The sequence below is a fragment of the Chelatococcus sp. KU-N122 genome (assembly GCF_055391085.1).
The window spans coordinates 4,060,984-4,086,729 of sequence record NZ_AP043981.1 but is presented as its reverse complement, the minus strand read 5'-3'; the positions used below and the strand labels follow the sequence as shown (position 1 = coordinate 4,086,729).

Sequence of the window (25,746 nt, the reverse complement as noted above, 5' to 3'; positions counted from 1 at the left end):
GTGACATATCATGCTGCTCTCATCGTCATGGCCGCCGGCCTCCTCGCCGCAGGCGCGGCTTTACCGGCACAGGCTGCGGCCGGCGGACCATCGGCGGAGGAGGAGAACAACCGCACCCTCATTGCCCGCAGCTTCGATGCCTGGCGCGCCGGAACCGGCGGTCCCTACGATCTCCTCGCCGAGGACGTCGTCTGGACCATCACCGGCCATTCCGCAGCCGCCAAGACGTATCCGAGCCGCGAGGCGTTCATGAGCGAGGTGATCCGTCCATTCAATGCACGGATGCGCACCCATCTCGTACCGTCGATGCGACGCCTTTACGCCGAAGGCAACACGGTGATCGCGTTCTTCGATGCCAGCGGCGAGACACGCGACGGCCAGACTTACGCTAACACATATGCGTGGTTTCTCGAGATGAAGGACGGCCGCATCGTGCGGGCGCACGCCTTCTTCGACAGCATCGCCTTCGATGCCTTCTGGAAGCGCGTGACGCCCGACACGAAATAAGGGTCGGTCAGGCCAGGCGCGCACCCGTGTGGATCAGAGTCCCGACGTGCTCGCCACGCAGCGCCGCCGTGAGCCGGCCGGGCACGAGACCGTTGATCACCTGCACGCGCTCGATGTGGCGTGCGGCCGCCATGACCTCGAGCAGCGTGCGCTCGAACGGCAGCGTGCCCGCGAGCTTGGCGAGGTCTGCGGCACTCGTCTCGGCGAGGAACTGCGCCTGGGCGCCGTCGGGGCCGGTGGGGTCCGCGGTGTAGACTCCGTCCACGTCCTCCACGATGGTCAGGCCGGCCGCGCCGAGCGCATCGGCGAGCAGGAACGCGCCGGTGTCGCCCCGGTGCGGCGGGATGCGCGACGTCGGGAACTCGTGGTGATGATAGGGCGGGAACGCGCTCCCGACGACGGCGCGGGCGGCGGCCAGGTGGATCGCGAGCTGGCTGGCGATGGTCGGATGCTCGATGTAGGAGACGCCCTCCGGCGCGAGCAGCGCCGCCAGGATGTGGCCGTTCTGGCCGGCCTCGCTGGCCGCGAGCGGGGCGAGCGACCCGACAGGCAGGCCGAGGTCGAGGCCGACGCCGTAGAGATGGCGGGCGCGGATGCCGGCCCCGGTCAGGATGAGCAGGCGGTGCTCCGGCAGCAGCTTGCGGATCTCCTCCACGATCGGAAGGATCGCATCGTGGCCGCGATCCATGATGGAGCGGCCGCCGATCTTCACGACCTGCAGCCAGGGGAGGATGCGGATCGGGCGCCCACCAGCGACGGGACGGGTGAGCTCGCCATCCAGAAGGGTTTGACGCGCGAGCGGCGAAGCGACGTGCTTGATGGTGTTGGTGTGGCCGGACATGGTCGTTGTTCTCAACTCGCGGTGATGATGGTGCCGACGTGCTCGCCAGCCAGCGCACGGGTCAGGTTGCCGGGGACGAGGCCGTTCACGACCTGCACCTGGCGGACGTGACGTGCTGCCTTGAGCAGGTCGAGAACGGGGAACTCGAGGATCGAGTCGTGCAGGCCTTGCGCCTTCATCTCGTCCACCGAGATCTTCGGGATGAGCACGGCGTCCGTCGAGGTCTTCGGATTGGCCGTATAGAGGCCGTCCTCGTCCTTCACGTAGATCATCGCCTTGCAGCCGAACTGCTCGGCAACGAGGAAGCATCCGGCGTCGGTGCGATAGGGCGGAATGACGCCCTCGGCGGCCGGGCGCATCCACAGTGCATAGGGCGGCATGCCGCCGAAGACGACGGCGTTGACCTCGGCGAGGTAGAGCGGCACCGCCGAGAGGCCGGCGCCGCCGACCGCCGAGATCCCGTGCTTGGCGAGCAGCTGCCCGAGCATGGCAGCGTTCTGGTCGGCCACCGATGCGCCGAGCTGGGACAACACGCCCGCCGGCAGGTTGAGCCCCGCCGCGATCGAGTAGAGGTGGCGCGCGCGCGTGCCCGCGCCGGTGCCGATGAGCAGCTTGTGGGCCTTGCGGATGGCGACGATCTCGTCGACGAGCGGGTAGACGGCGGTGCGCCCGCGGTCGATGACGCTCTGCCCGCCGATCTTGATCACCGTCGCGTCCGGCAGAATCCGGAAGTCGGCCGCCGCTTCGGCCGCCGCCAGAAGCTGCGGGTCGGTCAGCGAGCGCTGCATGAGAAGCGCATCGAGCTGCGCCGTCGTATCGGGCATGGAAGCACCTTTCGCCGTTTCTATGTATTGCTCTTCTTCTGAGCTATTCTATACTCGCCATGGGCTTGTTGCGCAACACGCGAAATTACTGCGCCCTCTCGCTCGCTCGAACTGTATAAATAAATTGCTCACGATGTATTTTCGTATATTTGAAGAAAGTAGAATCTCCCACAAACCCGACCGTCGACAGTAGAACGAGGAGACTGCCGGCCGCGGCCGCAGCCGTGACCTCGCGACGCGCCTTTCCCGGGCCGCGCGCCGCCGCCGGCAGGCTGCTGCATGTGATCAGGCGGCATGGGGATGCGCACGTCGCCGTCGTTACGGCAACCTTGGCTCCCCTACGCGCGTATCAGCCGGCGATCCGCTCGACAAACTCCGCAAGAACGCTAACCTGCAAATTGACTGAACGTTAAGTAGAATTGGGAGGAGACGTGCGATGAGGCGGAGGTTCGAAGGCAGGGTCGCTCTGGTGGCCGGCGGCGCGGGCGGCATCGGCAGCGCCGTGTGCCGTCAACTGGCGGCGGAGGGAGCGACCGTGGTCTGCGCCGACCTGAGTGAGCGGCGGGGCCTCATGGTCGTCGAAGCCGTTGCCGCGCAAGGCGGAGCGATCGAGTTTCTGCGCCTGGACGCGGGCGACGCTCACGACTGGGACGCGGCCCTGGCCCATGTGGCGGCAGTGCATGGCAGGCTCGACGTGCTCGTGACCAGCTTCTTTTCCGGCGCCGCCGGGGCGGTCGACACCATGACCGAGGAGGGTTGGGCGGCGAGCTTCCGGGCCACGAGCACGGGCGTCTTCCTCGCGATGAACCGAGCCTTTCGTCTGCTCGGGCCGGGCGGCGCCATCGTCAATGTGGCCAGCATCGCGGCGCATCGACCGACCGGCGAGAACATCGGCTATGCGAGCGCCAAGGCGGCCGTGGTCAACATGGGCCGGGCGGCCGCTCTGCGCGGGGCGGCGCGGGGCGTCCGGGTCAACACGGTGACACCCGGGATGATCGACACGCGCGCGCTGCAGGCGACCATGAAGGCGCTCGCGGCAGAGTCGGGCCGCGAGGCCGAGGCGGCCCTGGGCCCCCGCGCGCCGCTCGGGCGCGTCGGCCGACCCGAGGAGGTGGCCGCAGCCATCTGCTTCCTCGCCTCGACCGAGGCCAGCTACATCACCGGCACCGAGATCATCGTCGACGGCGGATTGGCGGCCTTGTAAGCCTACGCGCTCTCACGGCGACCTGCCGCCGGCGCGAAGGACGATCGACGCCGGAGCCAACAAACGCGTGCTCCGGCCAACGGCATCACCTCTAGAGCGGGATGATTTTTCTTCGAATCAGCATCCTGCTCCAGGTCGCTCTCTGAGCATGATCTTGTCCAAAAACCGGCGTCCACTTTTTGGGATCATGCTCCAGCCGTCCGCTATTTTGGCAAGCTGTCCCTGTAACTCCAAACCATCACGTCCCGGCAGGTCGAGGCGCGGGCGGGCCCATATCGCTATACCCGCAGCTCCGTGTCCACGGTCGCGACGACCTCCGGGCCCCGCAGCGCCTTCGCCGCAAACACGTAGTGCGAGAGCGTAGGCGATGCCGAAAGGCACTCGGCTTCGAAGGACAGCGGCTCCAGCGCCGAGACCAGCTTGAGCGCGGAAAGATCCGTCCGTACGATGGAATAGTCGACTTCCCGGCCCACCACGTGGTGCAGGAGACGCGTCATGACTTGGCAGATGGTGTCGGCGATGATCGCGACAGGCCACGCCGGGTAGTGGAGGAAGTGGCCCGCACATCGAACCGGCGCCAGAGGCCGGCTGTGTGCGGTCAACGACGCGCCGCGCGGCTCGTCGAATTCGAGCGGCACCCGCTCCCGATACGGTGACTGCTCCGGAATCGGGCTGGCGTCGACCCGGTAGCCGTTGAACAGACGCGTGAAGGTCTTCTCCGACAGCACCTGATACTCGCAATGCAAATGGGCGAAGGGCTTCGTGTCCGACACGATGGCCTGCGCCGTCAAAGATCGCCGATCGTGCTTCAGCACCTCCGCCGTCCCCGAGAAAGTCCGGCCCGGGCCGCGGTTCGGCACGGATTCGAGCATGCTGTAGCGTGCCTTGGTTGCGAGATAGTAGGTCCGCTCGGTCGCCTGGCCGACGACCGCCGCACAGGAGCCGAGGATCGCGAGATGTCGACCGATCTCGGCCGTAGACACCGGCCCGCGCTCGTAACCGATTGGCTGTTCCGAGACGAAGAGGCCGCGAACAGCGTTATCGTTCTTCACCTCCAGGTCCCCGAAAGCAAAATAGGGCGCCTGCACCGCGATGCGGTCGGAGATTGTTTGAACATCGATCTTCTGCATGGAGCCTCCGCTTGGCTTTCTCTTCGCGGTGATGTCTGCTCACGCATGGCGACGGAACCAGGCGCTCCTGTCTCCGGTCACAGAACGTGAAGCTTGCTGCCTATCGATATCGCGCTTGTCGGCGGCCTGGAGACGGCCATGAAGCGGCGGCGAGCAGAACGACGCCGGCCCGGCACGGTGGCCGCGCCCTGTTGGACGCAGCCGCCTGCAGGCTCTTCCTCAATTCAAGCTGTAGGCTTCAGGCTACGATAAGACCAATGAAATCCGACATTATTGTCGGAGCAGTCCATGATGTTCACTCTATCTCTCCTTGCGCCCAGGGAGATGCGTCGTGTAGCTTGTTCATAGTATTTTAATATGACATATCTATTAACTGATTTTCATAATCCTCGCTATATTTATATAAAATGACCGCAAGGGGGCCACGCTCCATATCCAACATCATCGTTAGCCAGATATTCTTGGCCGCCGGGCGCATCGGGCCCCGACCCGCATCAGCTTACTCGACAAGGACGGGCGACTCCGCTGCGACGGATGTGAAGCAGATGCTCACGTCCTCGAATCCGTAGCGCTTCTCGCGAATTGGGCGGAGCCACCCGAACGGCGCGCGCTCAGGCGGCAATAGCCGTGCGGCGCCCGGCCGAGCGAGCTCGTGGAACATGGCGGAGAACGCGCTGGAACTGTCATTGCCCTGTCCACAGCGGGATCGCCGGCCCTGCACCAGCTGCATCGACGCCCGCAGGAGGCCCTGCTGGCGCCCGCGGCAGAACCCCATGCCGGGCCTCCCAACGGAAGAACCGCATGAGGCTGGCGCGGCTCTTGCCCCGGGGTGGCGGCCGCGTCCGCGAGGGACACGGCCTGCGCCAGTCCCTCCCCCGCGACGGGCCGCCGGCGCGCGAGCTGAAATTTCAGCCCAGCTTACTCCAACTCGTAAACTGTCGCTTCAATTGCCCATGAGCGGTGCGGAGCTCTCTCCTCACCCATGCATCTGATTCAGCTGCCGGGCGATGATGTCGTGATTGAGCCAGAGCACAGGGCCGCCCGGGCTCGATGTCTCCCGGAAGATCAATGGGCCGGTCGCCTCGAGCACCAGGGAGCTCAGATGATCCGTGATCAGCGACTTGCGATCCTTGTGCATCTGGACGATGTCATCGGAGGCGCCGATCATGACGTCGGCCAATGCTGCGCTGTTGTCCATCGGCCACGCGTCGAAGTCGCGGAGATCGCGCATCGTCTGGCTGTCGTTCAAGCTTCCGATCGTCCGTAGCAACTCGTCGATCGAATGGCCGTCCTGAAGCAGGTTGGCGCATGTCTGCCATTGCGTGTCGGCCCAAGCGCCACCGCCTTCCTGCTTCAGCGCCTGAAGCAAGGCGATCAAGGGCAGTTCCACGCCGACGAAAATGTCCGACGAGTTGGTGCGGATCTCCGGGCAATTGAACACCGTGGCCTTGATCCCCTCGGCCCAGCTCGCGGTCGCGATGCGCTCCAGGCGCATTTTCGCGTAGCCTTGGGTGTAGTTGGTGTAAGACTGCCACTGGTAGCGGCCGTCGATCAGAATCGCTGTCCCGTGATAGCCGTAGGCCGAATACCGCACCTCCCCGCCGCCACCGGCGACGCGCTGGCGTATGGCCCCGGTGGCGTCGATCAGGTGCTTGAACGTGTTCGCCGTCACCTCGTCGAAATTCTGCAGGATCAGCCGGCCGAGATCGCTGTCGAGGAGGAGCCGCGAGGACATGAAGCGCTCGCCCCGCCCCTTGTAGATGCGGTTGGCGATGGCCAGGAACACCTTCGCCTTGGGGATGCCGCCGGCCATGGTGTGCGCGAAGAAGACGTTGCGGCCGTCGCCGATCATGCCGTCCAGGCGGGCGGCGAATTCAGCCGCCGCATCGGTGAAGCGCTGGACACCGAGCTTGCGGCATTCGGCCAGGTAGGCCCAGTCGAGAGCAGTGTCCTGCCAGTTCTTGAGCGTCAGTTGGCCGAGCACATCGGTGGGGGTCGGGCCGCCGGCCGGGGCGTCGAGGTCGAACCCGGCCATCAGGGGCACATTGATGATTCGGCCGCCGAGATTGGCCTCCGCAGCTCGCAGCTCCTCGTCGTTCAGCGGGCGCAGCGCGTTGTTCTCGTCGCGGCGGCCGACGGTGGCGCCGATGATCTCCATGCCGGCTTTGCGCGCCTCGTTGACCAGGCCGTTCGCGTAGCCACGGCCGAACAGTTCGCCGAACAGCACGAACACGTCGCCGCGGCGAAAGATGTTCGTCTGCGGAAGCTCATTCAGGGAAATCGGCGAGGCCATATCAAATGTTCTCCGTGTCATGGCGCTCTCGCGGACGTTGGAGCCCGCAGCTCACGTCACGACGCGCTGCCCGCCGGGCTGCCGAGGCGACCCGCAACAGGTTCCGGACCGAAGCCGTCCGGCAGCACGCCAGCCGTGTCCCGCGCCCGAGGCGTGAGTCGGTCGTCGACGGATCTCCCATGGCGGACGACGCGCCCGACCGCAATAGCATGGGCGCCCGCAAGCCCGGCGTCGGCGATCACGATGCGTATCAATTGAAACAATCATGCCGGCCGGCGTGATCGGAGCCGGGCTCATCCGCTTGCGCACGGCCGGCCTGTCTTGCGGAGGGTACCCATGTCGCAGGAGGATATGGTGAATCCGCCCAGGGAGGGCCTGCCGCTCTACCAGCCGAGCACGTAAGCGTACAGTTCCCGCATGCGTCCCGCGATCATTGTGAAATGATCTTCGCCGGCCCGTGGCACAAAATTCGCGTACCGCCGCACGTTCGACGGTGGTGACGCCTCACCGACCGGGTCCAGCGTCACGAGCAATTGCACGGGCACGCCGGCCTCTCCGAGCTCCGCGGCCATATGGGCGGCGGCGCTGCCGCCCAGCGAATGGCCGATGATCTTGATCGAGCGCACGCGGCCACTTTTGTACTCGGCGATGGATTCCTGCGCGAGCCATGATTCATAGCCATGGTTGGCAACCGTGGTGCGAATGCCGGCGCGCTGCATCTGGTCGCCGAATTCGGCCAGCCCCGGCGAATTGTTGCCGAGACCAAGCAGCACATACAGATGCGTGCCGCCTTGCGCATGCGCCGCATCGTGATGAAGGGATTTCGCGTGGCTGGCCTCGGGAGAGGCCATGCAGGCGCATACGACGCCGAGCAGGGCGACGAGAGCGATGATCGCTTTCCGCGGGGTGGTCAGGCTGGAGAGGGTACACATGAGCGGCGACCGTACCTTGGCCGTCGGCGCGCCTCAACGCAGCCGTCCGGCGGTTTGGATGCCCCTATATGGGGTTGTTGTCTTCATGGAGGGTCGTTGTGGCCGCTGGCCTGGTCCGCCCCTTCCGCGGAACAAGACGGCCTCGATCTCTTGATCAACAACGCCGGTGTCATGACGCCGGCGGAGCGTCGTCTGACCAGCGACGGCTTCGGTCGAGCCTAGCCGAGGGGATGCGACCTTGGTTCCTGTACCGGCCTGCAGGGCAAGGCGGCTTGCCCACGCTCTTTGCGGCGACCGCCCCGGCAGCGCGGAACGGCGCCTACTGGCGCCTACTACGGACCTGACAGGCTGGGTGGGACGCGCGGCTATCCGACCGAGGAGATACCTCCCAAGCAGGCGCTGGACGCCGCTGTGGCAGCTCGCCTCTGGAGGACGTCCCAGGAACTGATGCGCGTGACATTCGTGTGAGACGCCCAAGCAGTTCGTGCTGCTTTGCGTCGCCGAGAGCTAGCTGACGATCGGAGGATGACGAGTATTCCGCCGATCACGGGATCGCCGCAACTTAAGCAATAGCCGCAAGAGGCAGTCTAGATGAGGGAAACAAGCATTTCGGCGATTCCGACCGATGCACGTCCGACGGGTCATCGGCCCTCCGCTCGCGCCATTGACACCTCAAGATGAATGATATTCATTATCAGTCGTCACCGTGAGGGTTTGCGAACCGCCGTCAGAGCGGACGCAAGGGAGGATAGTCCAATGTCCGCCATCGCAAGCGAGGGCGTTCGATGCGCAGACGATCACGTCGCCGCTGAGCATGAGGCCGTGCTCAGCTGCATCGGCCCGGATCAACGGTTCAGCGGTCCGTGCGCACCGACGAGCGTATCCTTCGACGTCAGGAGCGGCGAGATCTTCGGACTCGCCGGCCTCAACGGCTGCAGCAAGACCACGGCCGTGAACGTTGCGGTCGGCTTCATGCGCCCGACGAGAGATCTATTGTCGGCAAGGACATCGTGGGGCGAGCCCGCCGGCCGGGCGCGATCGTGAAAGGACCGGACAGGAACTCGCCACGCGGGGCGGGATGCGGCTCCAGCGGATGAAAAAGCGCGACGATGTCGCCCTCTGAAACGCCAACGATAACAGATGCGAATGGGAGACGGCAGCATGGACGCAGAGTTCGACACCGAGCGCCTGTATGAGCGACGAGCGGATCGGCGCTGGGACCGGGTATGCGTCGGGGATATCACGGAGCGCATGACCTGGAGCCGTCCCGACGAGGTGGCCATCGTTGGCTGGGAAGGGGCATACGCCGACCCGACGTTTTCCAGCCTGACCTGGCGGCAGGCCGATCAACTGGCCAATCGCATCGCCAATATGTTGCGCAGCCACGGACTGCGGCGCGGCGATCGGCTGATGATGATCTGCGAGAACTCGGTCGAAGCCTATGTCACGAAGCTCGGCGCCGCGAAGGCTGGCGTCGTGCCGGCCGCCATGAACCCGGCCTTCGCGGTGGACGTGGTGCGGCATCTGGTCGGTCAGATGAAGCCGTCGTTCGTGATCGCGGACGCGAGCACACGGCCTGAGGTGGTGCGCGCGCTGAGCGACGCCGGGGCTCCGGTCAACGTGACGATCCGCATCGAGGGCGAGCTGATCCCGGGAAGCACGGACTTCACCGAGGAGGTCGCGCGCCAGAGCGCCGAGGAGCCGGTGGCGACGGTGCACGGCGACGACATCTGGGAACTGCTGTTCACGTCCGGCACAACCTCGATGCCCAAGGCGGTGATGCTCTCGCACATCTATGCGCACCTCGCGGCGCACGGCTTCGCGCTGTCCTTGACCCGCGGGCTGGACATGGAAGCCCGGATCTGCCTGGTCACCTTCCTGCCCATCGTCTATCACGTCGGCGATCAGGTCCTCTCCCTGCCGGCCTTGATCGCGGGCGGGAAACTGGTCATCGGGCGCAGGTCGAACCCGGACGCCGTGGCGGACGCCGCGGTCAAACATGCGGCAACCGCCGTCTGGGGCGGCGCGCCACAGTCGATCAAGCAGATCAGCCTGGCGCTGGAAGCACGGGCCCCGCAGAACAAGACGTTGACCGTCATGATGTACGGATGGGGCGCGGTCGAACCCGAGGTTCTGCGCCGCCTGGAATCCTGGAGCCGGCCGGGTTTTCAACTCGTGGGCATCTTCGGGCAGACCGAGTCCATCGCTTGCCATCGCTTCTGGCCGTCCCGCCAGCGGACGCTGTTCGAGGCCACCGGAAGCACGAGGAATTACGTCGGCGTGCCCAGCCCGTTGCTGGCCTCGACGATCATGGACGATGTCGGCAACGATCTGGTATCGGCGGGACGGGCGAACGAGCCCGGCGAAGCCGTCTACCGCTCACCCGTGATGATGGCCGGCTACTACCGGGATCCCGAGGCCACCGCCCGCGCGTTCGAAGGGGGATGGTTCCATTCGGGCGACAGCTGCCTGATGACCGAAGACGGTACGCGGGTCATGATCGACCGCTACAAGGACATCATCAAGTCCGGCGGCGAGAATGTATCCAGCATGCGCGTCGAAGCGCGTCTGCATGAGCATCCCGGGGTGCTCAAGGCCGCCGTCGTCGGGCTCGCGCACGCGCGCTGGGACGAGGCCGTGACGGCGTTCGTCGTGCGCGCCATGCCCGAGGTCGAGGAGCCTGAACTGCTTGATTGGGCACGGGCGGGCTTGGCCGGCTTCGAGACGCCCAAGAAAATCGTCTTCGTCGACGGCCTGCCGGAGACGGTGGGCGGCAAGGTCATGAAACACAGGCTGCGCGCGACCTGGGCCGACCTGTACCAAGCTTCGGATGCGCCGGCACGTCCTTGAGTCTGGAGCGCTTCTCTTGCGATTGGGTGAGGCCACCCAATCGCGAAGCGCTCTAGTGTGGTGGATCTGAAGTTCCTGCTCCCCACATGGCATCAATGTTCAGGAACTTCAGATCCATTAAACCACACTAGAATCATAGAGTTACTAGTGTGGCTTAGGAATCCGAAATTCGCTCCCCGCGCTGCCCCGAGGTGGTGCGAATTTCGGATTCGCCACACTAGCGAAGCGGCGAGCTCAGGTGCCGCTGACGACGTTGGCCTGCACCGGCAGCACCTCGGTCGTCGCGCGGTCGGGCGTCTCGTCCTTCCAGCGGACCGACCCGAACGGCCGTTCCAGCATGCGGCGCACCCGGATCGGATCGGGGCCGAGATGGAACTCGGACGCCTTTTGAAACAGCTCCCGCTCCGATCGGGTTGCCCGGTTGCGCTGCCGCAGGAAATCGTTCCAGGTCGGGCAGTGATAGCGCTCGGTCCACAAATGGGGGTCGGCGATATCGCGGGCGATCGACCAGCCATAGGCGCCGTTGCGTTGCCGGCTGAGCTGCACGTCCTGCATCACGCCGTAAAACTCCCGCGCCCGCGTCGGATCGACCTGATACTCGATCTCGATCACGATCGGCCCGCTGCGGCCCTTGATCGAGAGCGCGACTTCGGGATCCGCCAGGGGATCGACGGGCTGCTCGTCGCGACCGCCGGCGGCGGGCATCCGCAGCCACAACCCGAGCAGCGGCGACAGCAGCATGAGGCCGGCGGACAGCATCAGGGCGTGGTCGGTGCCGATGCCATCGGCGATATGGCCCCAGAACCAGCTGCCGATGGCGATGCCTCCGGAGATCGCGGCCTGGAACGTCGCCAGCGCCCGGCCGGCGACCCAGCGGGGCGCCGACAGCTGGATGCTGATGTTGAACAAGGTGATGGCCAGCATCCATCCGGCGCCTGCCACCACCAGCGCCGCCCCGGTCAGCGCCGGCGTCCGGCTCATGGCGACAACGGCGAGGCCGGCGCCCATGGTCAGCACGCAGAGGCGGATCGCCGCCTCGCTGCTGAAGTGCCGCCGCATGGTCTCGACGTTCAGCGCTCCGACGACCGCGCCCATGCCGAACGCGCCGAGCATGATGCCGAAGGTCTGCGCGCCGCCGCCCAGCATGTCACGGGCGATCAGCGCCATCAGCGCCAGAACGGATGCGCCGCAGAGGCCCGTGGCCAGCGTGCGCAGCAGCACGATGCGCAGCGAGGGCGAATGCAGGACATAGCGCACGCCGGAGACGATGGCGCGGCCGAGGCGCTCCGGCGGCAGCCGCGACGGCTCGACCTGACGGCGCCAAAGGAAGAACACCACGAGTAGCGGAAGATAGAGCAGCGCATTGCAGATGAAGGCCGCCACAGCGCCCGCCGTCGCCACGATGACGCCGCCGAGCGCCGGGCCGAAACTGCGGGCGATGTTGTAGCTGATGCCGTTCAGCGCCACCGCCGAGGGCAGCGTGGCCGGCGGCACCTGCTCGCTCACCGATGCTTGCCAGGACGGCCCGAACATGGCCATGGCGCAGCCGATCAGGAAGGTGAAGATCAGGATGACGTTGGGCGTCAGCAGGTCGAAGTGCGTCAGCACCGACAGCGTGGACGCGCTCGCCAATCCCAGCGACATGGCCAGCAGCCCGACGATGCGGCGATCGAACATATCGGCGATGGCGCCGGCGGTAACCGCCAACAGCATGACCGGCAGCATCAGGGCGGTCTGCACCAGCGCGACCATGTCGGCCGAGGACGTCATGCGCGTCATGGCCCACGCGGCACCTACGCCATGGATCATCAGGCCGAGGTTGGACAAGAGGCTCGCAAACCAGATCCGTCGAAACAGGGCGATGCGCAGGGGGGCGCCGATACCGTTGAGCAAGACCAGACCTTTCCCGATCGACAGATGGAGCGCATCGCCCCGCACGACCGCGGGCAGGCTCAGATATCATCTGTAGCTCATCGAGATGAATGAATTCCGGGTGAAGCGCGACTATCGTCTAGTGTGGCGAATCCGAAATTCGCACCACCCTGGGGCAGCGCTGGGAGCGAATTTCGGATTCCTAAGCCACACTAGCAACTCTATGATTCTAGTGTGGTTTAATGGATCTGAAGTTCCTGAACGCTGATGCCGTGTGGGGGGCAGGAACTTCAGATCCACCACACTAGGGCGGTACGAGCGCCGAAGGCCTCTCGCGGCGACATGCCGGCGTCGGACTGCGGTCCGAGCCGCAGGACGCAATCCACGCTGTCCTCGACCAAATCGACGACGCGGCCTGTGACGCCGAGACGATGCCGACGACAGCCCCGTCCTGTGTCGGAGCCAGCTTGCGGGCGGCGCCAAGGAGAAGGCCGGCGCCGCCCGCCCCTCCAGCTCCATCACCGCCGCCGTGACTGAGGGGCGCCGGCAGGCCGAGACCATCGGCCGCGCGGGTGAAGCTCGAGCATTCGACGACACGCGCGAAGATGCGCACGAGCGCTATTCGATTCAGCAGAAAGCACCTTGATTGGGCGCCAATCCTGACAAGTGATGTCAGAGACAACGGCTTTATCACGAAATTCTGGACGATATCTCCCCCAGACGAAAGCGCTCTAGCCCCAAGGGAGCACGAGCAATGGTCGCGATCAGTCATCAAGCGGTCTCCAAGACCTTCCCTACGGCGACAAGCACCGGCGCGCGCCGTTTCGTCGGCAAGAACGCCATCGTGGTGGGGGCCTCGGCCAATGTCGGACGAGCACTGGCCGAGCTGCTGGCCCAGGAGGGCGCCAATGTCGTCGTCCACTACAACTCGGCCGCAAAGAAGGACGAGGCTGAGAAAGCCGCCGCCGCCGTGCGCGCTCACGGCGGCCAGGCGCTGATCTTCCAGGCCGACCTCTCCAAGCCGGCGCAAGCTACGGCGCTGTTCGACGCCGCTATTGCGGAGTTGGGGAGCGTCGACATCCTCATCAACACCGCAGGCAAGATCATCCGCAAGCCTCTGGCGGAGTTCGAGGAAGCCGAGTTCGACGATCTGATCAACGTCAACGCCAAAGCCGCCTTCTTCCTCCTGAAGGAGGCGTCGAAGAAGATCGCGGACGACGGCCGTATCCTCGGCTTCGTCACGACGATGGTGGCGGCCTTTGCGCCGACCTATGCGGGCTACGCCGGCAGCAAGGCCCCGCTGGAGCATTTCAGCAAGGCCCTGGCGAAGGAGCTCGGGCCGCGAGGGGTGACCGTCAACTGCATCGCGCCCGGGCCGCTGGACACCTCGTTCTTCTATCCGGCCGAATCGGACGAGAACATCGCCTGGCTGAAGTCGATGTCGATCGACGGCGGGATCGGCAACATTCAGGATGTGACGGGACTTGCTCTCTATCTCGTCTCGCCGGAGGCGCGCTGGATGACCGGCACGACGAGCTATATCAACGGCGGCATCATCTCCCCCATCAACTGATCCGGGCACTGCCTTCAACGCATGTGGCCACCGCGAGACGCCTGGAGCGCATTGATCCGTCACGCGCGACTTGAGCGGCGCCCCCCGGGGTCAACGGTCCGCGCGAGGCCGAACGAGGTTGTCACCATGTCAAGCAACGCAGGAAACAAATTCCAGGGCCTGTTCGACGCCCAGCACGAGCATTTCCTGACCGACGTGACCAAGAGCTACGAATGGCGGATCGACCAGCTTGACCGCATGGAGCGCATGCTCCTCGACAACAAAGACGTCTTCTGCGCGGCGCTCTACGAAGACTTCGGCAAGCCGCCATTCGAGCAGCTCTTCGAAATCACTGTGCCGAGCGGTGTGATTGACTATTATCGCCATAACCTGCGGGAGCTGATGGCGCCGCAGCCCGTCCCGATTCCCGCCGGCCTGGAAGCGACAGGCAATAGGGGCATCATCTACAAGGAGCCTTATGGCGTCACGTTGGTGATCGGCCCCTTCAATGCACCGATCCTGCTGCTGCTCGATCCCGCCGTCGCGGCGCTCGCTGCGGGCAATACGGTGGTCCTGAAGCCCGCCAATACGACGCCGGCGACAGCCGCGCTCTTTCAAAAGTTGATCCCGCAGTACTTCGCGCCGGAGAACCTCACGGTCGTCACCGGTGGGCGCGAGGAGATCGGCGCGCTGCTCGAGCTTCCCTTCGACTTCATCTTCTTTACCGGCTCTTCGGCCGTCGGCAAGGTGGTGATGCGCGCCGCCGCGGAGCATCTGACGCCCGTGCTGCTCGAACTCGGTGGCCAGAACCCGACAATCGTCGACGGGACCGCCAATCTCGATATTGCCGCGGATCGGATCGCCTGGGGCCACAACGCCATCTCCGGCCAATGGTGTATCGCCCCCGGCTATGTCTGCGTGCAGGAAGACGTCGCCGATGCGTTCGTCGCCAAGCTTAAGGCGTCGATCGTCAAGATGTATGGCGAGGATCCGAGCAAAAGCCCCGACTTCGCCCGCATGATCAGCGAGCATGACGCCGAGCGTGTTGCCTCCTATATCCTGCCGGAGAAGGTCGTGCATGGCGGCCGCTTCGACGTGAAGGCGCGCTATGTCGAGCCAACGGTCCTGTACCCGTCCAACTGGGGCGATCCCGCCTTGCAGCAGGAGGTGTTCGGGCCGGTCCTTCCCGTCATGACCTATCGCGACCTCAAGGCGACGCTCGATATCGTCAAGCGAAGGCCGAAACCGCTGGCGGCCTATATCTTCAGCAAGGACCAGGCGACGATCGACACGGTCCTGGCCTCGCTGTCCTTCGGCGGCGGCTGCGTCAACCAGACCAACCTGCATTGCTGGATCGACAGCCTGCCCTTCGGCGGCGTCGGCAACAGTGGAATGGGCAAATATTACGGCAAGGCCGGATTCGACGCCTTGTCCAATACCAAGGCAATGCTGATCGGCAATCCGGATCGGCTACTCGACGTCTTCCCGCCGTATGCCGGCAAGGACATCGAAAAGAATCTCGCCGTCTTCTCGGCGAAGCGAGATTGAGCATGCACATGGCGATGGTGGTCGGGCCGGACACGGCCCGCACCACTGAACGCCCGCCTCAGCCAGCCCTGGCTTTGCGATACCGAGGGACACCGTGACATCATTTGTCAGTTAGACCAGGGCAGCAGCATCTCGTTCGAGGACTATGCCATCGCCCCGGTCGACGAGCCCGAGAAGCTCGCCCGCCGGCGTCAGCACTTCGCCGTCGGCTACTGATCACATGGCCCGGCGCGGCCCTCTCATCGATGGCGTTCGGCGCATCGTTCCTGCGTCGGACGCCGACGCGGGCTTGCGGGGCGGACCTGAGGCCTCGCAGGTTTCCCTTTGTCAAAGCTCGGACAGCACGCGCGGATAGAGCCAGGGCCATACGGTCTGCCCATGACAATCGGCCCATTGCTGCCCATGAATCATCCTCCGGCGACGATCCATCTATGCCCCACGCGGCCCTTCCCAGATCGTGAGCGGCGGATGGCTTCGCGCGCCGGTCCGGCGGCACCTTCACCGCTTCCCGAGAAGGGGTGCAAGCGGCCACGGCCGATGGCTGTCGTGAGGTCAGCCCGGCCGGTCCGGGGTCAGATGCCGGGTCGCGGCCCAGAAGACCAGGGCCGTGGCGCTGATCGCAGCGCCCAGCAGGCTGACGCCGGTCCAGCCGGCCTGCGCATAGACCAGGGTCGAGACGATCGAGCCCGTGGCGGAGCCGATGGAGTAGAAGATCATGTAGCCTGCGGTGAGCCGGCTGTGCGCCTCCGGCCGCACGCGGTAGATCAGGCTCTGATTGGCGACGTGCACCGCCTGGAGCCCGAAATCGATGGCGACGACGCCGACGATCAGGCCCCAGAGGGAATAGGGCAGCAGCGCGATCGGCAGCCAGGACACCAGCATCATCGCAAGCGCGATGCCGGTGGTGCGCTGTGCGTGCCCGCGGTCGGCGAGCCGGCCCGCGCTGGCCGAACCAAGCGCGCCCATGGCGCCGGCGAGCCCGAACAGGCCGACCTCGGTGTGGGAGAGCAAGAGAGGCGGTGCGCTCAGCGCCAGCACCATGGGCGTCCACAGGACGGTGACCGCGGTGAAGATCAGCAGCGCGAGGATGGCGCGGATCCGCAGCACCGGCTCCTCGGCGAACAGCGTGAACACCGATGCGATGAGCCGGGGGTAGCGCATGGGCGCGCCGCGCTGCTTCTGACGGGGCAGCACCTTGGCCAGCAGCGCGATGATGACGAGCGTCGCCGCCGCGGAGACGACGTAGACCGAGCGCCAGCCGAAGAGGTCCGACAAGGCGCCGGACACCGTGCGCGCGACGAGAATGCCGATGATGATGCCGCTCGTGACCGTGCCGACGACGCTGCCGCGCTCCGCCGGCGGCGCCAGGGCTGCCGCATAGGCCACGAGCACCTGGGTGACGACGGCGAGCAGGCCGACGGCGCCCAAAGCGGCGAGCAGGACCGTGCCGGTCGGCGCAGCGGCGGCCGCGAGCAGCGCCAGCACGGACAGAAGCGACTGGGCGACGATCAGGCGCCGCCGGTCGAGGAGGTCGCCGAGCGGCACCAGCAGAAGGAGCCCCAGCCCATAGCCGATCTGGGTGACGGTGACGACGAGCCCGACCGTCGCATGGCTGATCCCGAACGCCTCCGCCATGGTATCGAGCAGCGGCTGGGCATAATAGACATTGGCGACAGCCAGGCCGCAGGCGACGGCGAACAGCAGCGCCACGGCGCGCGACAGCGTGGGCGCCGCGCTCGCCGTGCCCGCATGGGGCGCGGTCGCTTCGCCGACGAAGCCGCCGGTGTCCCTGCCGTCGACGACGGCCTCGATTTTCACGCGCATGCAATCTCTCATTATGTTTTAGTTTGCAACCATACAAGACGAAGAACGACGACGGCATCCGGCGAGAGCAAAGAACGAACAGCGCGCCCCGGATGAGCGCCGTGGCGGAGATCCCAGGCGCGTCGTGCAGGCCTCTTTGCCCGCGACCAATGACGGCGCATATGGTTTTAAATTAAAACCATAAAGTTCATATCGCTTGAGGTTTTAAATTGCAACCAATATATGCCGTGGAAACGACGAGGCCGCGATCCGGCCGGGAGAGGCAGCCGGATATCGGGCCACGACACCTCGGACAGCAGGGAGATCGGACCGCGATGGTCAAGAGAACAAGCCACAAGGACTCGACCTGCGGCGTCGCCAGGCCGCTGGATGCGATCGGCGACTGGTGGTCGCTGCTGATCGTCCGCGACGCGTTCGATGGCCTGCGCCGCTTCGGCGAGTTTCAGAAGAACCTCGGGCTCGCCAAGAACATCCTGTCCGCCCGTCTGCGCAATCTTGTAGTGCACGGCATCATGGACACGGTCCCGGCATCGGACGGCAGCCCGTATCAGGAGTACGTCCTGACCGAGAAGGGGCGCGGCCTGTTCCCGCTGCTCGTGGCGCTCAGGCAGTGGGGCGAGGATTTCTTCTTCGAGCCCGACGAGGCGCATGTGTTGCTGGTGGACAGGAAGAACGGCCTTCCGGTGCGCAAGCTGGAGCTCCGCGCCCAGGACGGGCGCGTGCTGGGGCCGGAGGACACGATCGTGCGTGCGCCACCGGGCTCGACCAGGAGCTGACCCCTTGCAGCGGCTTCCGCTCGCCGTGGGCGGTGGCGTCTGCTCGCAGGCCGAGACGGTCGATCGCTTGGGCGATCATCCGCACAGCAGCAAAAATCAGCCAACATTATCGGACTTTTACCATTATTTTTCAGCGGCACCGTCGGCGTCATAAAACTGCGACCATCATCGGACAAAAGAACATCCTGAATCGATGCAGAATAATACCGAACGAACCAGGACCATACATTTCGATGAGCGCGCGGATATGAATGATTTGTAAAATATATATAAATTAATCGACAAGCTTATCGCGTAACTTTGAAAACCTCTCTTGTGCCGAATGCGCACGCCTGTTGCGCGGAGAGCTTTCGCCGCATGGCAGGGCTTGAGACGATGGAATGGACTCAGCGCAACTCCTGCACGTTCTCTATCTCGTCGCCATCGTCGCCGAAGCGATGACAGCAGCTCTTGCCGCCGGCCGGCGCGAGATGGACTGGGTCGGCGTATGCCTGCTGGGCTCCATCACGGCGCTCGGAGGCGGCTCTGTTCGCGATGTGCTGCTGGGCCGGCATCCGCTCTCGTGGGTGGAACACCCCTCCTATCTCCTGATCACCGGCGGAGCTGCGCTGGCGACGATCGCCGTCGCCCGCCACATGCACCACCTGCGTCACCTCTTCCTGTTCCTCGATGCCGTCGGGCTCGTCGTCTTCACGGTCATCGGCTGCAACGTGGCGATCAGCCTCGACCTGCCGATCGTCGTCGTCATCGCCGCCGGCATGATCACCGGCTGCGTCGGCGGCGTCCTGCGCGACATCCTGTGCGCCGACATTCCGCTGCTGTTCCGCGCGGAGCTCTATGCGACGGTGTCGGTCGTCACCGGCGGGCTCTATGTGGGCGGACGATGGCTCGACTTCGGCCACGAGCTCACCATGATCGCCGCAATGCTCGTCGGCCTCGGCCTCCGCCTTCTCGCCCTGCGCTTCGGATGGCGGATGCCGAAGTTCGTCTATACAAACTCTCTGCACTGAGCCCGGAGCTCACGCCGAACTATGGGCCCCTCCTCGTGGCGGCGACAGGACATGGCGGCCGCCGATGGCACCCTCGCCCGCGGTCCGCGTGGAAAAGCCAGCCGCCGTACGCCGCGCATCTTTGTCTGCGCCTCAGCGGCTCGAAAGCTCCCGCTTCGCGCATCAATCCGCTCGACCTCGACCGCAGTTCAGTTTTCCGCAGTCATCGTCGAGCCGGCACAGCAGGCCTCAAAATATATTATAACTCATACTATCATTTTGCGCCCGAGCAGACGAACCGTGAACGCAGCGCCGTCGGCGAGATGCGCATCAAATCGGCAGCAGGGTGCGCTCAAATTGGTATATTGCCAAAATACACTGCATTGTATCAAAAACCCATCATCATCTGAATCGACAGCCCCAGCCCTGCCCGGGGGTCGGAGCAGCAACGGTTCTGGTTCGGGTCGGGAGTCCATCGTGGCTTGAATTTGATAGTGCGGCTCCATTTGACAGACCTAGCCGGCCAATCGGACGAGGGGAGTTGGTTCAATTGCTTAAGGGCATTCCGGACGAGTGGGGGCCGAAGTTCGAGCGTGACGGAGGCGCGGTGACGCGCACCCATACCGGCCCGAACGAGATTCAATTCACGGCGCCCGGCCATATGGCGCTGGTCATGTTCACGGCCCAGCCGGGCCGGCAGATCGGGCTCAACAGCGACCGGACGGCCATGGGGCTCGCGCCGGTCGGATCGCTCGAAATCGTTCCGGATCACAGCGAGCTTTTCGCACGTTGGACCGCGGAAAAGGAGAACCTGCTCGTTGCGCTGAGCCCGTCACGCTTGGCCCGATTGGCCGGCCTGGAGTTCGACAACGCGACCTTCGAGCTCTGCCCGCCAAGCCTCGGTTCCGTCGACGACCGCGCCCACACGTTGGCTCGCTGGATGCGGCACGAGGTCGAGAACACCGAGCTCGGCAGCGGCGAATGCCTCGACGCCTTGGTCACCGTGTTCGCGACTTATCTGCTGCGAAACTATTCTTCTCTGAAAAGCCGTACGCCGCGCCTGTTCAGCGGCGGCCTGCCCCCGAATACCTGGCGGAGGGTCAACGACTTCATCCAGAGCCATCTGGCTGAGCCCCTGTCGCTGGAACGCCTCGCGGCGATCGCACAGCTGTCGCCGAGCCACTTCGCCCGGGCGTTCAGGCAGACCACGGGGCAATCTCCGCACCAATATGTGATGTCCTCCCGCCTCACCCACGCGCGCCACCTGATCGTCGCCACCGAAACGCCCCTGAACGAGATCGCGGCGCTGACCGGCTTCTCCAGCAACAGCCACATGACCGCCTTGATGAGACGGGCCTGGACCACGACGCCGACGGAGCTGCGCAGAAGCCGATAGCGCGGCCCCGACCGAGTTCGACATTCAGCCTTATCGCGCCGTCTTCGGCCGGCGTGTGGCACGGTTCGGACGGGGACGGCAGCCCGCAAAAACGGGACAATTATCGAGTTTTCACCCAAATCGCGCAACGCGCACCCAGCGCATCCTGCGATACGATCCGTGATCGGGTAAAACCGGGCGAGCGAGACGATTCCCGAGATCGACCCATGGAAAGGCTATGTTGGACGTGTTCGAGCTTCACCTTTCCCGCGACGATCAGGGCGTCCGCCCGTCGTGCCGCCAGGGCCGCCAGGGCCGCCCCGGCATTCATCATGTGCGCAGGATCATGATCGCATTGGCGGCGGTTGCGACCGTCGCCGCCGCCCCGGCGGCCAGTGCCCAGACGGCCGCCGACGTGAACGGCACGCTCGACACGCTCTTCGGCGGCCACGCCCCTTACGTGGCCTTCTTCGATGCGCTGAAGAAGGCCGTGGCGGCCGACGACCGAAAGGGTGTCGCCGCGATGGTCAGCTACCCCTTCCGCGCGCGCATCAACGGCAAGGCGGTCAAGCTCAACGACGCGGACCACTTCGTCGCCGATTACGACAAGATCGTCACCGCCAAGGTGAAGGACGCCGTCGCCAAGCAGACCTACGCGACGCTGTTCGCCAACTGGCAGGGTGTGTCGATCGGCGACGGGGAGATCTGGTTCTCCGGCGTGGGCACCAGCCAGGCGATCAAGATCACCGCCATCAACGACTGACCGCGAGCCGCGGCCGGCGCGGGACGGCGGGGTTCGCCTCGCGCGAAAGGACCTGCGATGAAGACGACGGATCTTCGGCGCGCCGGCCTGGGCCTTCTCGCCTGCGCCTGCGTGGCGGCGGCGCAGCCGGCGGCCGCCCGCGACGACATGGGCTTCGACGTGACCATCGCGCTGTCCGACAAGGCGGCGGCGCGGCTCGCCCATCAGAACGAGGGCATCGTCGTCGGCGCCTCCTACTACGGGGACCCGAAGCCCAGCGCCAAGAAGCACGCCGACGAGGTGGGCCAGATCAACCTCGGCCGGGAGGAGGTGGAGATTCCGGGCAAGCCCGGCCCCGCGCACGTCAGCGGCGCCAAGGTCGACCCGAAGCGCCTCGACTGGCTGGCCGGCCCTGCCAGCGTCAACGTCAACGTCTATTCCGCCCGCAAGAGCAGCCCGGACAACCTGCTCAGCTGCGACTTCATCGACGGCCCGCTCGCCGACGTCCGGACAGCGCCGGTGGCGCTGCACTGCGGGCTGATCACGGAAAACCCCAAGACGGCGCAGAAGCCGTAGCGAGCCGCGGCGGCCGAGCCCGCACGTGCGGACCCGCCGAGCCCCGGATGCGGCGAGGCGGAACTCTCCCTCGGGGCGATGCCCCGCTCATGATCGCGACGTCGTACCGATCGGCCGCCTCGGCCTCAAGGGGGCGCTCCCACAAAGGCGCGCTGTCCCCGACTATTGTCATGATAGTGCTTGGCTATCACCTTCAGACTACGACCCGGCCGCCCGCGCGGCAGGAATCGTGGAGTGTGTCTTGACCTTGCTGCTACCAGGGGGCCGAACCGAAAGGGTCCGCTCCATGGTCGACGACGCGCCTGCCGCCCCGCTTCCCTCCGCCCGGCCCGCAGGCCTGCGGCGCGGAAGCGCTCGCCGCTCGCTGGCCGCGATCCTGAAATACGGCACGGCCCTGTCCTCGGCAGGGCTGACGCCGGTGCTGCTCTGCGCCGAACTCGTCCTGGGCGTGCCGGCGGCTGCCCAGGCACAGGCTCCCCAGTTGCTGCCCCTCCAGCACATGCAGGCCAACGACGGGAGCGACCTCAATCGGCTCGGCATCTCGATCGGGGTCAACGGCAGCGCGCCCCTGCCCTATATCTTCGACACGGGTTCGGATCAGTTCAACACGCAGATCAGCCCCAGCGTTCCGAATGTGCATCCAGCGGGACCGCAGGGCAGCTATTTATATGGCGACAGCCTCTACGGATACCTCTATACACCAGTCGACGTCACGCACGGTCTCAAGATCTACGATCCAAAGCGGGGATCGGCGAACACGACCTTGCCCGGAACCTTTCGCATCGGACGAATAGACGAGTTCATCTATACCGCAAACACCCCCTACGCCCATGGCCAGTTATCGGAGCAGCCGGCCCACACGGAAGCTGGGAGAAAATATTACTCAGACACAACCGCAAGATCTCGAATAAATCAAGGACTTCCGGCAGACGACGGCAAATTCAAGGCGGACGGGAAGACGTTTGACGACTATTACAGCGCCGGAACTTTTGGGGCCGGCGACTTTAGCATGACCACCAGCTATGGCGCCAACCCGTTGGCGCAACGGACGGCGAGCGGCTATATCGTTGCGGCGAATGCCAACCTCGACGGCGACAAGACTCCAGGCTGCGCGCCCTGCGCGATCCTCAACCTGAACGCCAGCCTGCGCGCTCAATTCAGCTCGTTCGTGCCCTGGGGACAGCAAGACACGACTGGCTTCAAATCTTCGTTCTCCAATGGAACCCCTGCCTCGACTCAATTTGAAGGAAACTTCACCGTCAAGTACTTCGACGCCGGTGGAAATTCGATCGTCGCGCGCAACGGCTCAACGAGCAGCGAGATTACGACGACCGGACCAGTCCTGCTCGACACCGGAAACCCAGTTGACCTACTGCTGGACAAAGCCACGTACACGGCCCTCAAGAACGCGGGTGTCGTTTTCGACGCGGACAATAAAGCGACTGTGCCCACTATCACGATTGCCGGCCAAGGCAAAACAGCCGCCGAGCACGGAGATACCGTCACGCTCCAGAACGCCAGCGTTCAGTATATCGAGGGCCAGGACGAGCACTTGAACATCGGCTTAAATTTCTTCCGCGACCAGTCGGTCATGTACGACCTCGCCAATAAAGTGACCGCCTATACGCCCTATTTCGTCAGCGCCAACGACTTCACGACCGGGCAGGCCGGTCTGGCAATCACCAAAGAGATGGGCAGCCAGAAGATCGTCGATGGACGTCAACAGGGGTGGTTCGGCATCGCCGGCGTCATCTCCGGTGCGGGCGCCTTCACGGTCGACACCGACGCCAATGTACGGCTGACCAACGTCAACACCTACACGGGCGCGACCTACATCAACACTAGTGCGTTTCTCTCCCTCGCCGGGCCCGGCAGCATCGAACAATCCGCCCGGGTGGTCGCCAACGGCACGTTCGACATCTCCCAGCACGGGAGTTATCTAGCGGACTGGGGCGTGACGGGGGTGCCGAACACGGCCTCGATCCGCAGCTTGAGCGGCACGGGGACGGTTCAGCTCGGAGATCGGACGCTGGTGCTGACCGCCGCCAGCGACACGTTCAGCGGCAGCATCAGCGACACGGTCGACTCAGCCAACGGAGCCCAGCATGGCAATGGCGGCCTGACCGTCGCCGGAGGCCGGCAGACGCTGAGCGGCGAGAACACCTTTGCCGGCATGACAACCGTCAACTCCCGCGCCGGCCTGCTGCTCACGCCCTCCGGCTCGCTGAGCGCCGACGTGACCGTGTCCGGCCTGTTCGGCAACGACGGGCGCGTGGGCGGCACGGCCGAAGCCCGGTGGGGCGGCGTGCTCGCCGGTTCGGGCAGCTTCGGCGGCGTCATCGTCGGCAACGGCGCCCGGATCGCGCCCGGCTCGGCCGCCAATCCCGCCTCGATCGGGACGATGACGGTCACGGGCGATTTCGTGCAGCAGGGCGGCTCGGTCTACGACGCTACCGTCGGTCCGGGCGGGGCATCGGACCTTATCAAGGTCGGCGGCCGCGCCACCATCGATCACGAGGCGGCGGTCAACATCACCCAGCAGAGCGCCGGATCGTACGCGATCAACACGCGCTACACGCTGGTGTCGGCCAACCAGGGCGTCTACGGCACCTACGGCCTGCTGACCGGCGACCTCTACCACGACTCGCCGTTCGTCGACTTCGCCCTCGGCTACGACCCCAAGGCGGTCTATCTCGACGTCAACCGCAGCTCCGTCGCCTTCGCCGACGTCGGCACCACCTTCAATCAGAAGTCGGTGGCCGCGGCGGCGGACGCGCTCGGGTCCAGCAACGCCCTCTACAACCGCCTCGTCTTCCAGTCCGCGGCGGTGGCGCAGACGGCCTTCACCCAGCTCTCCGGCGAGGTGCATGCCTCCGCCCGCGGCGCGCTGGTCGAGGACAGCCACTTCGTCCGCGATGCGGCCATCGACCGGATCCGGGCGGCGTTCGGCGACGCCGCCGTCCCCGCCATGCCGGCCGTGAGCCTGGGGGCGGACGGCCTCAGCAAGGGCCCGGCGAACCGGCAGGCCTTCACCGTGTGGGGCCGCGGCTTCGGCGCCTGGAGCCGTGCGGACGCGGACGGCAACGCCGCACGCCTGAGCCACTCCACCGGCGGCTTCCTCGCCGGCGCCGACGGCACGGTCGCCGACAGCTGGCGGGTGGGGGCGCTCGCCGGCTACAGCCGCACCTCCTTCGACGCCAAGGCCGTCGGCTCCTCCGGCGCGAGCGACAATTATTCGGTCGGCCTGTTCGCCGGCACGCAGTGGGGCAATCTCGGCTTCCGCTCCGGCCTGGCCTATACGTGGCACAGCCTGTCGACCAGTCGCCGGGTGGCGTTCGCCGGCCTGGCGGAGGGGCTTTCGGCGAAGTATGACGGCGGCACGTTCCAGGCGTTCGGCGAGCTCGGCTATCGCATCGAGGCCGCCGCGGTCAGCTTCGAGCCCTATGCCAACCTGGCCTATGTCCGCCTCAACACGGACGGCTTCAGGGAGAGCTACGGCACGACGGCGCTGGCCAGCGCGGACCGCGCGAGCGGCACCGCCTTCACCACGCTCGGCCTGCGCGCCTCCTCATCCAAGATCCAGATGGGGACCATCGTCGCGACCGTGTACGGCGGCATCGGCTGGCGTCACGCCTACGGCGACGTGACCCCCGAGGCCAGGCTGGCGTTCGCGGGCGGCCTCCCCTTCGCGGTGCAAGGCGCGCCGATCGCGCGGAACGCCGCCTTGGCCGAAGCCGGGCTCGACATGAACGTGACGGAGGCCGTCGTGCTCGGCCTGTCGTATCAGGGGCAGCTCTCCTCGGATGCGCAGCAGCACGGGTTCAATGGCCGGCTGTCGGTTCAGTTCTGATCGGCGGAGCGCGGCGCGCGCTCGGGTGCCGTTCGGCCGGAGCGCTTCGCGATCGGGTGGC

General features: G+C 65.6%; 18 protein-coding genes and 2 pseudogenes. 12 read left to right on the top strand and 8 right to left on the bottom strand.

The window, feature by feature from the left end:
• A complete protein-coding gene (locus ACZ5PO_RS18345; RefSeq protein ID WP_464196037.1) occupies positions 1-507 on the top strand; it encodes a nuclear transport factor 2 family protein in 507 nt (168 codons plus the stop codon).
• A gap of 7 nt (positions 508-514) precedes the next feature.
• Here ACZ5PO_RS18345 and ACZ5PO_RS18340 read toward each other — a convergent pair whose 3' ends face one another.
• Positions 515-1,348 carry an amino acid kinase family protein gene (locus ACZ5PO_RS18340; protein WP_464196035.1) on the bottom strand — a complete coding sequence of 278 codons (834 nt, stop codon included), beginning with the start codon at positions 1,346-1,348 and terminating at the stop codon, positions 515-517.
• Positions 1,349-1,359: 11 nt separating this feature from the next.
• Positions 1,360-2,172, bottom strand: coding sequence for an amino acid kinase family protein (locus ACZ5PO_RS18335; RefSeq protein ID WP_464196033.1), 813 nt, complete (start codon positions 2,170-2,172; stop codon positions 1,360-1,362).
• Positions 2,173-2,608: 436 nt separating this feature from the next.
• Here ACZ5PO_RS18335 and ACZ5PO_RS18330 point away from each other — a divergent pair, with 436 nt between their 5' ends.
• Positions 2,609-3,376 (top strand): SDR family oxidoreductase, encoded by a 768-nt coding sequence (locus tag ACZ5PO_RS18330; protein WP_464196031.1) that lies wholly within the window; start codon positions 2,609-2,611, stop codon positions 3,374-3,376.
• A 278-nt stretch (positions 3,377-3,654) separates the two neighbouring features.
• Here ACZ5PO_RS18330 and ACZ5PO_RS18325 read toward each other — a convergent pair whose 3' ends face one another.
• The 3 genes from ACZ5PO_RS18325 to ACZ5PO_RS18315 form a co-directional block, all read right to left on the bottom strand.
• Entirely contained in the window at positions 3,655-4,506 is an 852-nt protein-coding gene (locus ACZ5PO_RS18325) for a hypothetical protein (protein WP_464196029.1), read from the bottom strand.
• Between the two features lie 976 nt (positions 4,507-5,482).
• Positions 5,483-6,799, bottom strand: coding sequence for an enoyl ACP reductase FabMG family protein (locus tag ACZ5PO_RS18320; RefSeq protein ID WP_464196027.1), 1,317 nt, complete (start codon positions 6,797-6,799; stop codon positions 5,483-5,485).
• A 383-nt stretch (positions 6,800-7,182) separates the two neighbouring features.
• Positions 7,183-7,731 (bottom strand): alpha/beta hydrolase family protein, encoded by a 549-nt coding sequence (locus tag ACZ5PO_RS18315; protein ID WP_464196025.1) that lies wholly within the window; start codon positions 7,729-7,731, stop codon positions 7,183-7,185.
• 1,161 nt (positions 7,732-8,892) lie between these two features.
• On the opposite strand from ACZ5PO_RS18315, the gene ACZ5PO_RS18310 reads away from it, so the two are divergent.
• Positions 8,893-10,581, top strand: coding sequence for a class I adenylate-forming enzyme family protein (locus ACZ5PO_RS18310; protein ID WP_464196023.1), 1,689 nt, complete (start codon positions 8,893-8,895; stop codon positions 10,579-10,581).
• Between the two features lie 234 nt (positions 10,582-10,815).
• Here ACZ5PO_RS18310 and ACZ5PO_RS18305 read toward each other — a convergent pair whose 3' ends face one another.
• Together ACZ5PO_RS18305 and ACZ5PO_RS18300 are read right to left on the bottom strand one after the other, a co-directional pair.
• Positions 10,816-12,480 carry an MFS transporter gene (locus ACZ5PO_RS18305; RefSeq protein ID WP_464196894.1) on the bottom strand — a complete coding sequence of 555 codons (1,665 nt, stop codon included), beginning with the start codon at positions 12,478-12,480 and terminating at the stop codon, positions 10,816-10,818.
• 305 nt (positions 12,481-12,785) lie between these two features.
• Positions 12,786-13,084 (bottom strand): annotated as a pseudogene (locus ACZ5PO_RS18300) (helix-turn-helix domain-containing protein); the annotation flags it as partial.
• 123 nt (positions 13,085-13,207) lie between these two features.
• Here ACZ5PO_RS18300 and ACZ5PO_RS18295 point away from each other — a divergent pair.
• From ACZ5PO_RS18295 to ACZ5PO_RS18285, 3 genes and pseudogenes are all read left to right on the top strand, one after another.
• Positions 13,208-14,026: an SDR family oxidoreductase gene (locus ACZ5PO_RS18295; RefSeq protein ID WP_464196022.1), complete on the top strand. Its 819-nt coding sequence runs from the start codon at positions 13,208-13,210 to the stop codon at positions 14,024-14,026.
• 51 nt (positions 14,027-14,077) lie between these two features.
• Positions 14,078-15,553 carry an aldehyde dehydrogenase family protein gene (locus ACZ5PO_RS18290; protein WP_464196020.1) on the top strand — a complete coding sequence of 492 codons (1,476 nt, stop codon included), beginning with the start codon at positions 14,078-14,080 and terminating at the stop codon, positions 15,551-15,553.
• A 117-nt stretch (positions 15,554-15,670) separates the two neighbouring features.
• A pseudogene (locus ACZ5PO_RS18285) lies at positions 15,671-15,769 on the top strand (NAD(P)-dependent oxidoreductase); the annotation flags it as partial.
• A 336-nt stretch (positions 15,770-16,105) separates the two neighbouring features.
• On the opposite strand, the gene ACZ5PO_RS18280 reads toward ACZ5PO_RS18285, so the two are convergent.
• Complete coding sequence (locus ACZ5PO_RS18280) at positions 16,106-17,377, bottom strand: MFS transporter (RefSeq protein WP_464196018.1); 1,272 nt, start codon at positions 17,375-17,377, stop codon at positions 16,106-16,108.
• 314 nt (positions 17,378-17,691) lie between these two features.
• On the opposite strand from ACZ5PO_RS18280, the gene ACZ5PO_RS18275 reads away from it, so the two are divergent.
• The 6 genes from ACZ5PO_RS18275 (at position 17,692) to ACZ5PO_RS18250 (ending at position 25,685) form a co-directional block, all read left to right on the top strand.
• Positions 17,692-18,153: a winged helix-turn-helix transcriptional regulator gene (locus ACZ5PO_RS18275; RefSeq protein ID WP_464196016.1), complete on the top strand. Its 462-nt coding sequence runs from the start codon at positions 17,692-17,694 to the stop codon at positions 18,151-18,153.
• 380 nt (positions 18,154-18,533) lie between these two features.
• The gene (locus ACZ5PO_RS18270) at positions 18,534-19,163 is read left to right on the top strand and encodes a trimeric intracellular cation channel family protein (protein ID WP_464196014.1); all 630 of its coding nucleotides are present in this window, start codon (positions 18,534-18,536) and stop codon (positions 19,161-19,163) included.
• Between the two features lie 520 nt (positions 19,164-19,683).
• Entirely contained in the window at positions 19,684-20,538 is an 855-nt protein-coding gene (locus tag ACZ5PO_RS18265; RefSeq protein ID WP_464196012.1) for a helix-turn-helix domain-containing protein, read from the top strand.
• 217 nt (positions 20,539-20,755) lie between these two features.
• The gene (locus tag ACZ5PO_RS18260; protein ID WP_464196010.1) at positions 20,756-21,280 is read left to right on the top strand and encodes a hypothetical protein; all 525 of its coding nucleotides are present in this window, start codon (positions 20,756-20,758) and stop codon (positions 21,278-21,280) included.
• A 57-nt stretch (positions 21,281-21,337) separates the two neighbouring features.
• Entirely contained in the window at positions 21,338-21,835 is a 498-nt protein-coding gene (locus ACZ5PO_RS18255) for a hypothetical protein (protein ID WP_464196008.1), read from the top strand.
• 286 nt (positions 21,836-22,121) lie between these two features.
• Positions 22,122-25,685: an autotransporter outer membrane beta-barrel domain-containing protein gene (locus ACZ5PO_RS18250; RefSeq protein ID WP_464196006.1), complete on the top strand. Its 3,564-nt coding sequence runs from the start codon at positions 22,122-22,124 to the stop codon at positions 25,683-25,685.
• Positions 25,686-25,746: the final 61 nt, after the last annotated feature.

Bases quoted from the DNA above. Each gene is read 5' to 3' on its own strand.
- ACZ5PO_RS18340 (WP_464196035.1), bottom strand. From the start codon at position 1,348: ATGTCCGGCCACACCAACACCATCAAGCACGTCGCTTCGCCGCTCGCG.
- ACZ5PO_RS18335 (WP_464196033.1), bottom strand. From the start codon at position 2,172: ATGCCCGATACGACGGCGCAGCTCGATGCGCTTCTCATGCAGCGCTCG.
- ACZ5PO_RS18330 (WP_464196031.1), top strand. From the start codon at position 2,609: ATGAGGCGGAGGTTCGAAGGCAGGGTCGCTCTGGTGGCCGGCGGCGCG.
- ACZ5PO_RS18325 (WP_464196029.1), bottom strand. From the start codon at position 4,506: ATGCAGAAGATCGATGTTCAAACAATCTCCGACCGCATCGCGGTGCAG.
- ACZ5PO_RS18320 (WP_464196027.1), bottom strand. From the start codon at position 6,799: ATGGCCTCGCCGATTTCCCTGAATGAGCTTCCGCAGACGAACATCTTT.
- ACZ5PO_RS18315 (WP_464196025.1), bottom strand. From the start codon at position 7,731: ATGTGTACCCTCTCCAGCCTGACCACCCCGCGGAAAGCGATCATCGCT.
- ACZ5PO_RS18310 (WP_464196023.1), top strand. From the start codon at position 8,893: ATGGACGCAGAGTTCGACACCGAGCGCCTGTATGAGCGACGAGCGGAT.
- ACZ5PO_RS18295 (WP_464196022.1), top strand. From the start codon at position 13,208: ATGGTCGCGATCAGTCATCAAGCGGTCTCCAAGACCTTCCCTACGGCG.
- ACZ5PO_RS18280 (WP_464196018.1), bottom strand. From the start codon at position 17,377: ATGCGCGTGAAAATCGAGGCCGTCGTCGACGGCAGGGACACCGGCGGC.
- ACZ5PO_RS18275 (WP_464196016.1), top strand. From the start codon at position 17,692: ATGGTCAAGAGAACAAGCCACAAGGACTCGACCTGCGGCGTCGCCAGG.
- ACZ5PO_RS18270 (WP_464196014.1), top strand. From the start codon at position 18,534: ATGGACTCAGCGCAACTCCTGCACGTTCTCTATCTCGTCGCCATCGTC.
- ACZ5PO_RS18260 (WP_464196010.1), top strand. From the start codon at position 20,756: ATGTTGGACGTGTTCGAGCTTCACCTTTCCCGCGACGATCAGGGCGTC.
- ACZ5PO_RS18255 (WP_464196008.1), top strand. From the start codon at position 21,338: ATGAAGACGACGGATCTTCGGCGCGCCGGCCTGGGCCTTCTCGCCTGC.
- ACZ5PO_RS18250 (WP_464196006.1), top strand. From the start codon at position 22,122: ATGGTCGACGACGCGCCTGCCGCCCCGCTTCCCTCCGCCCGGCCCGCA.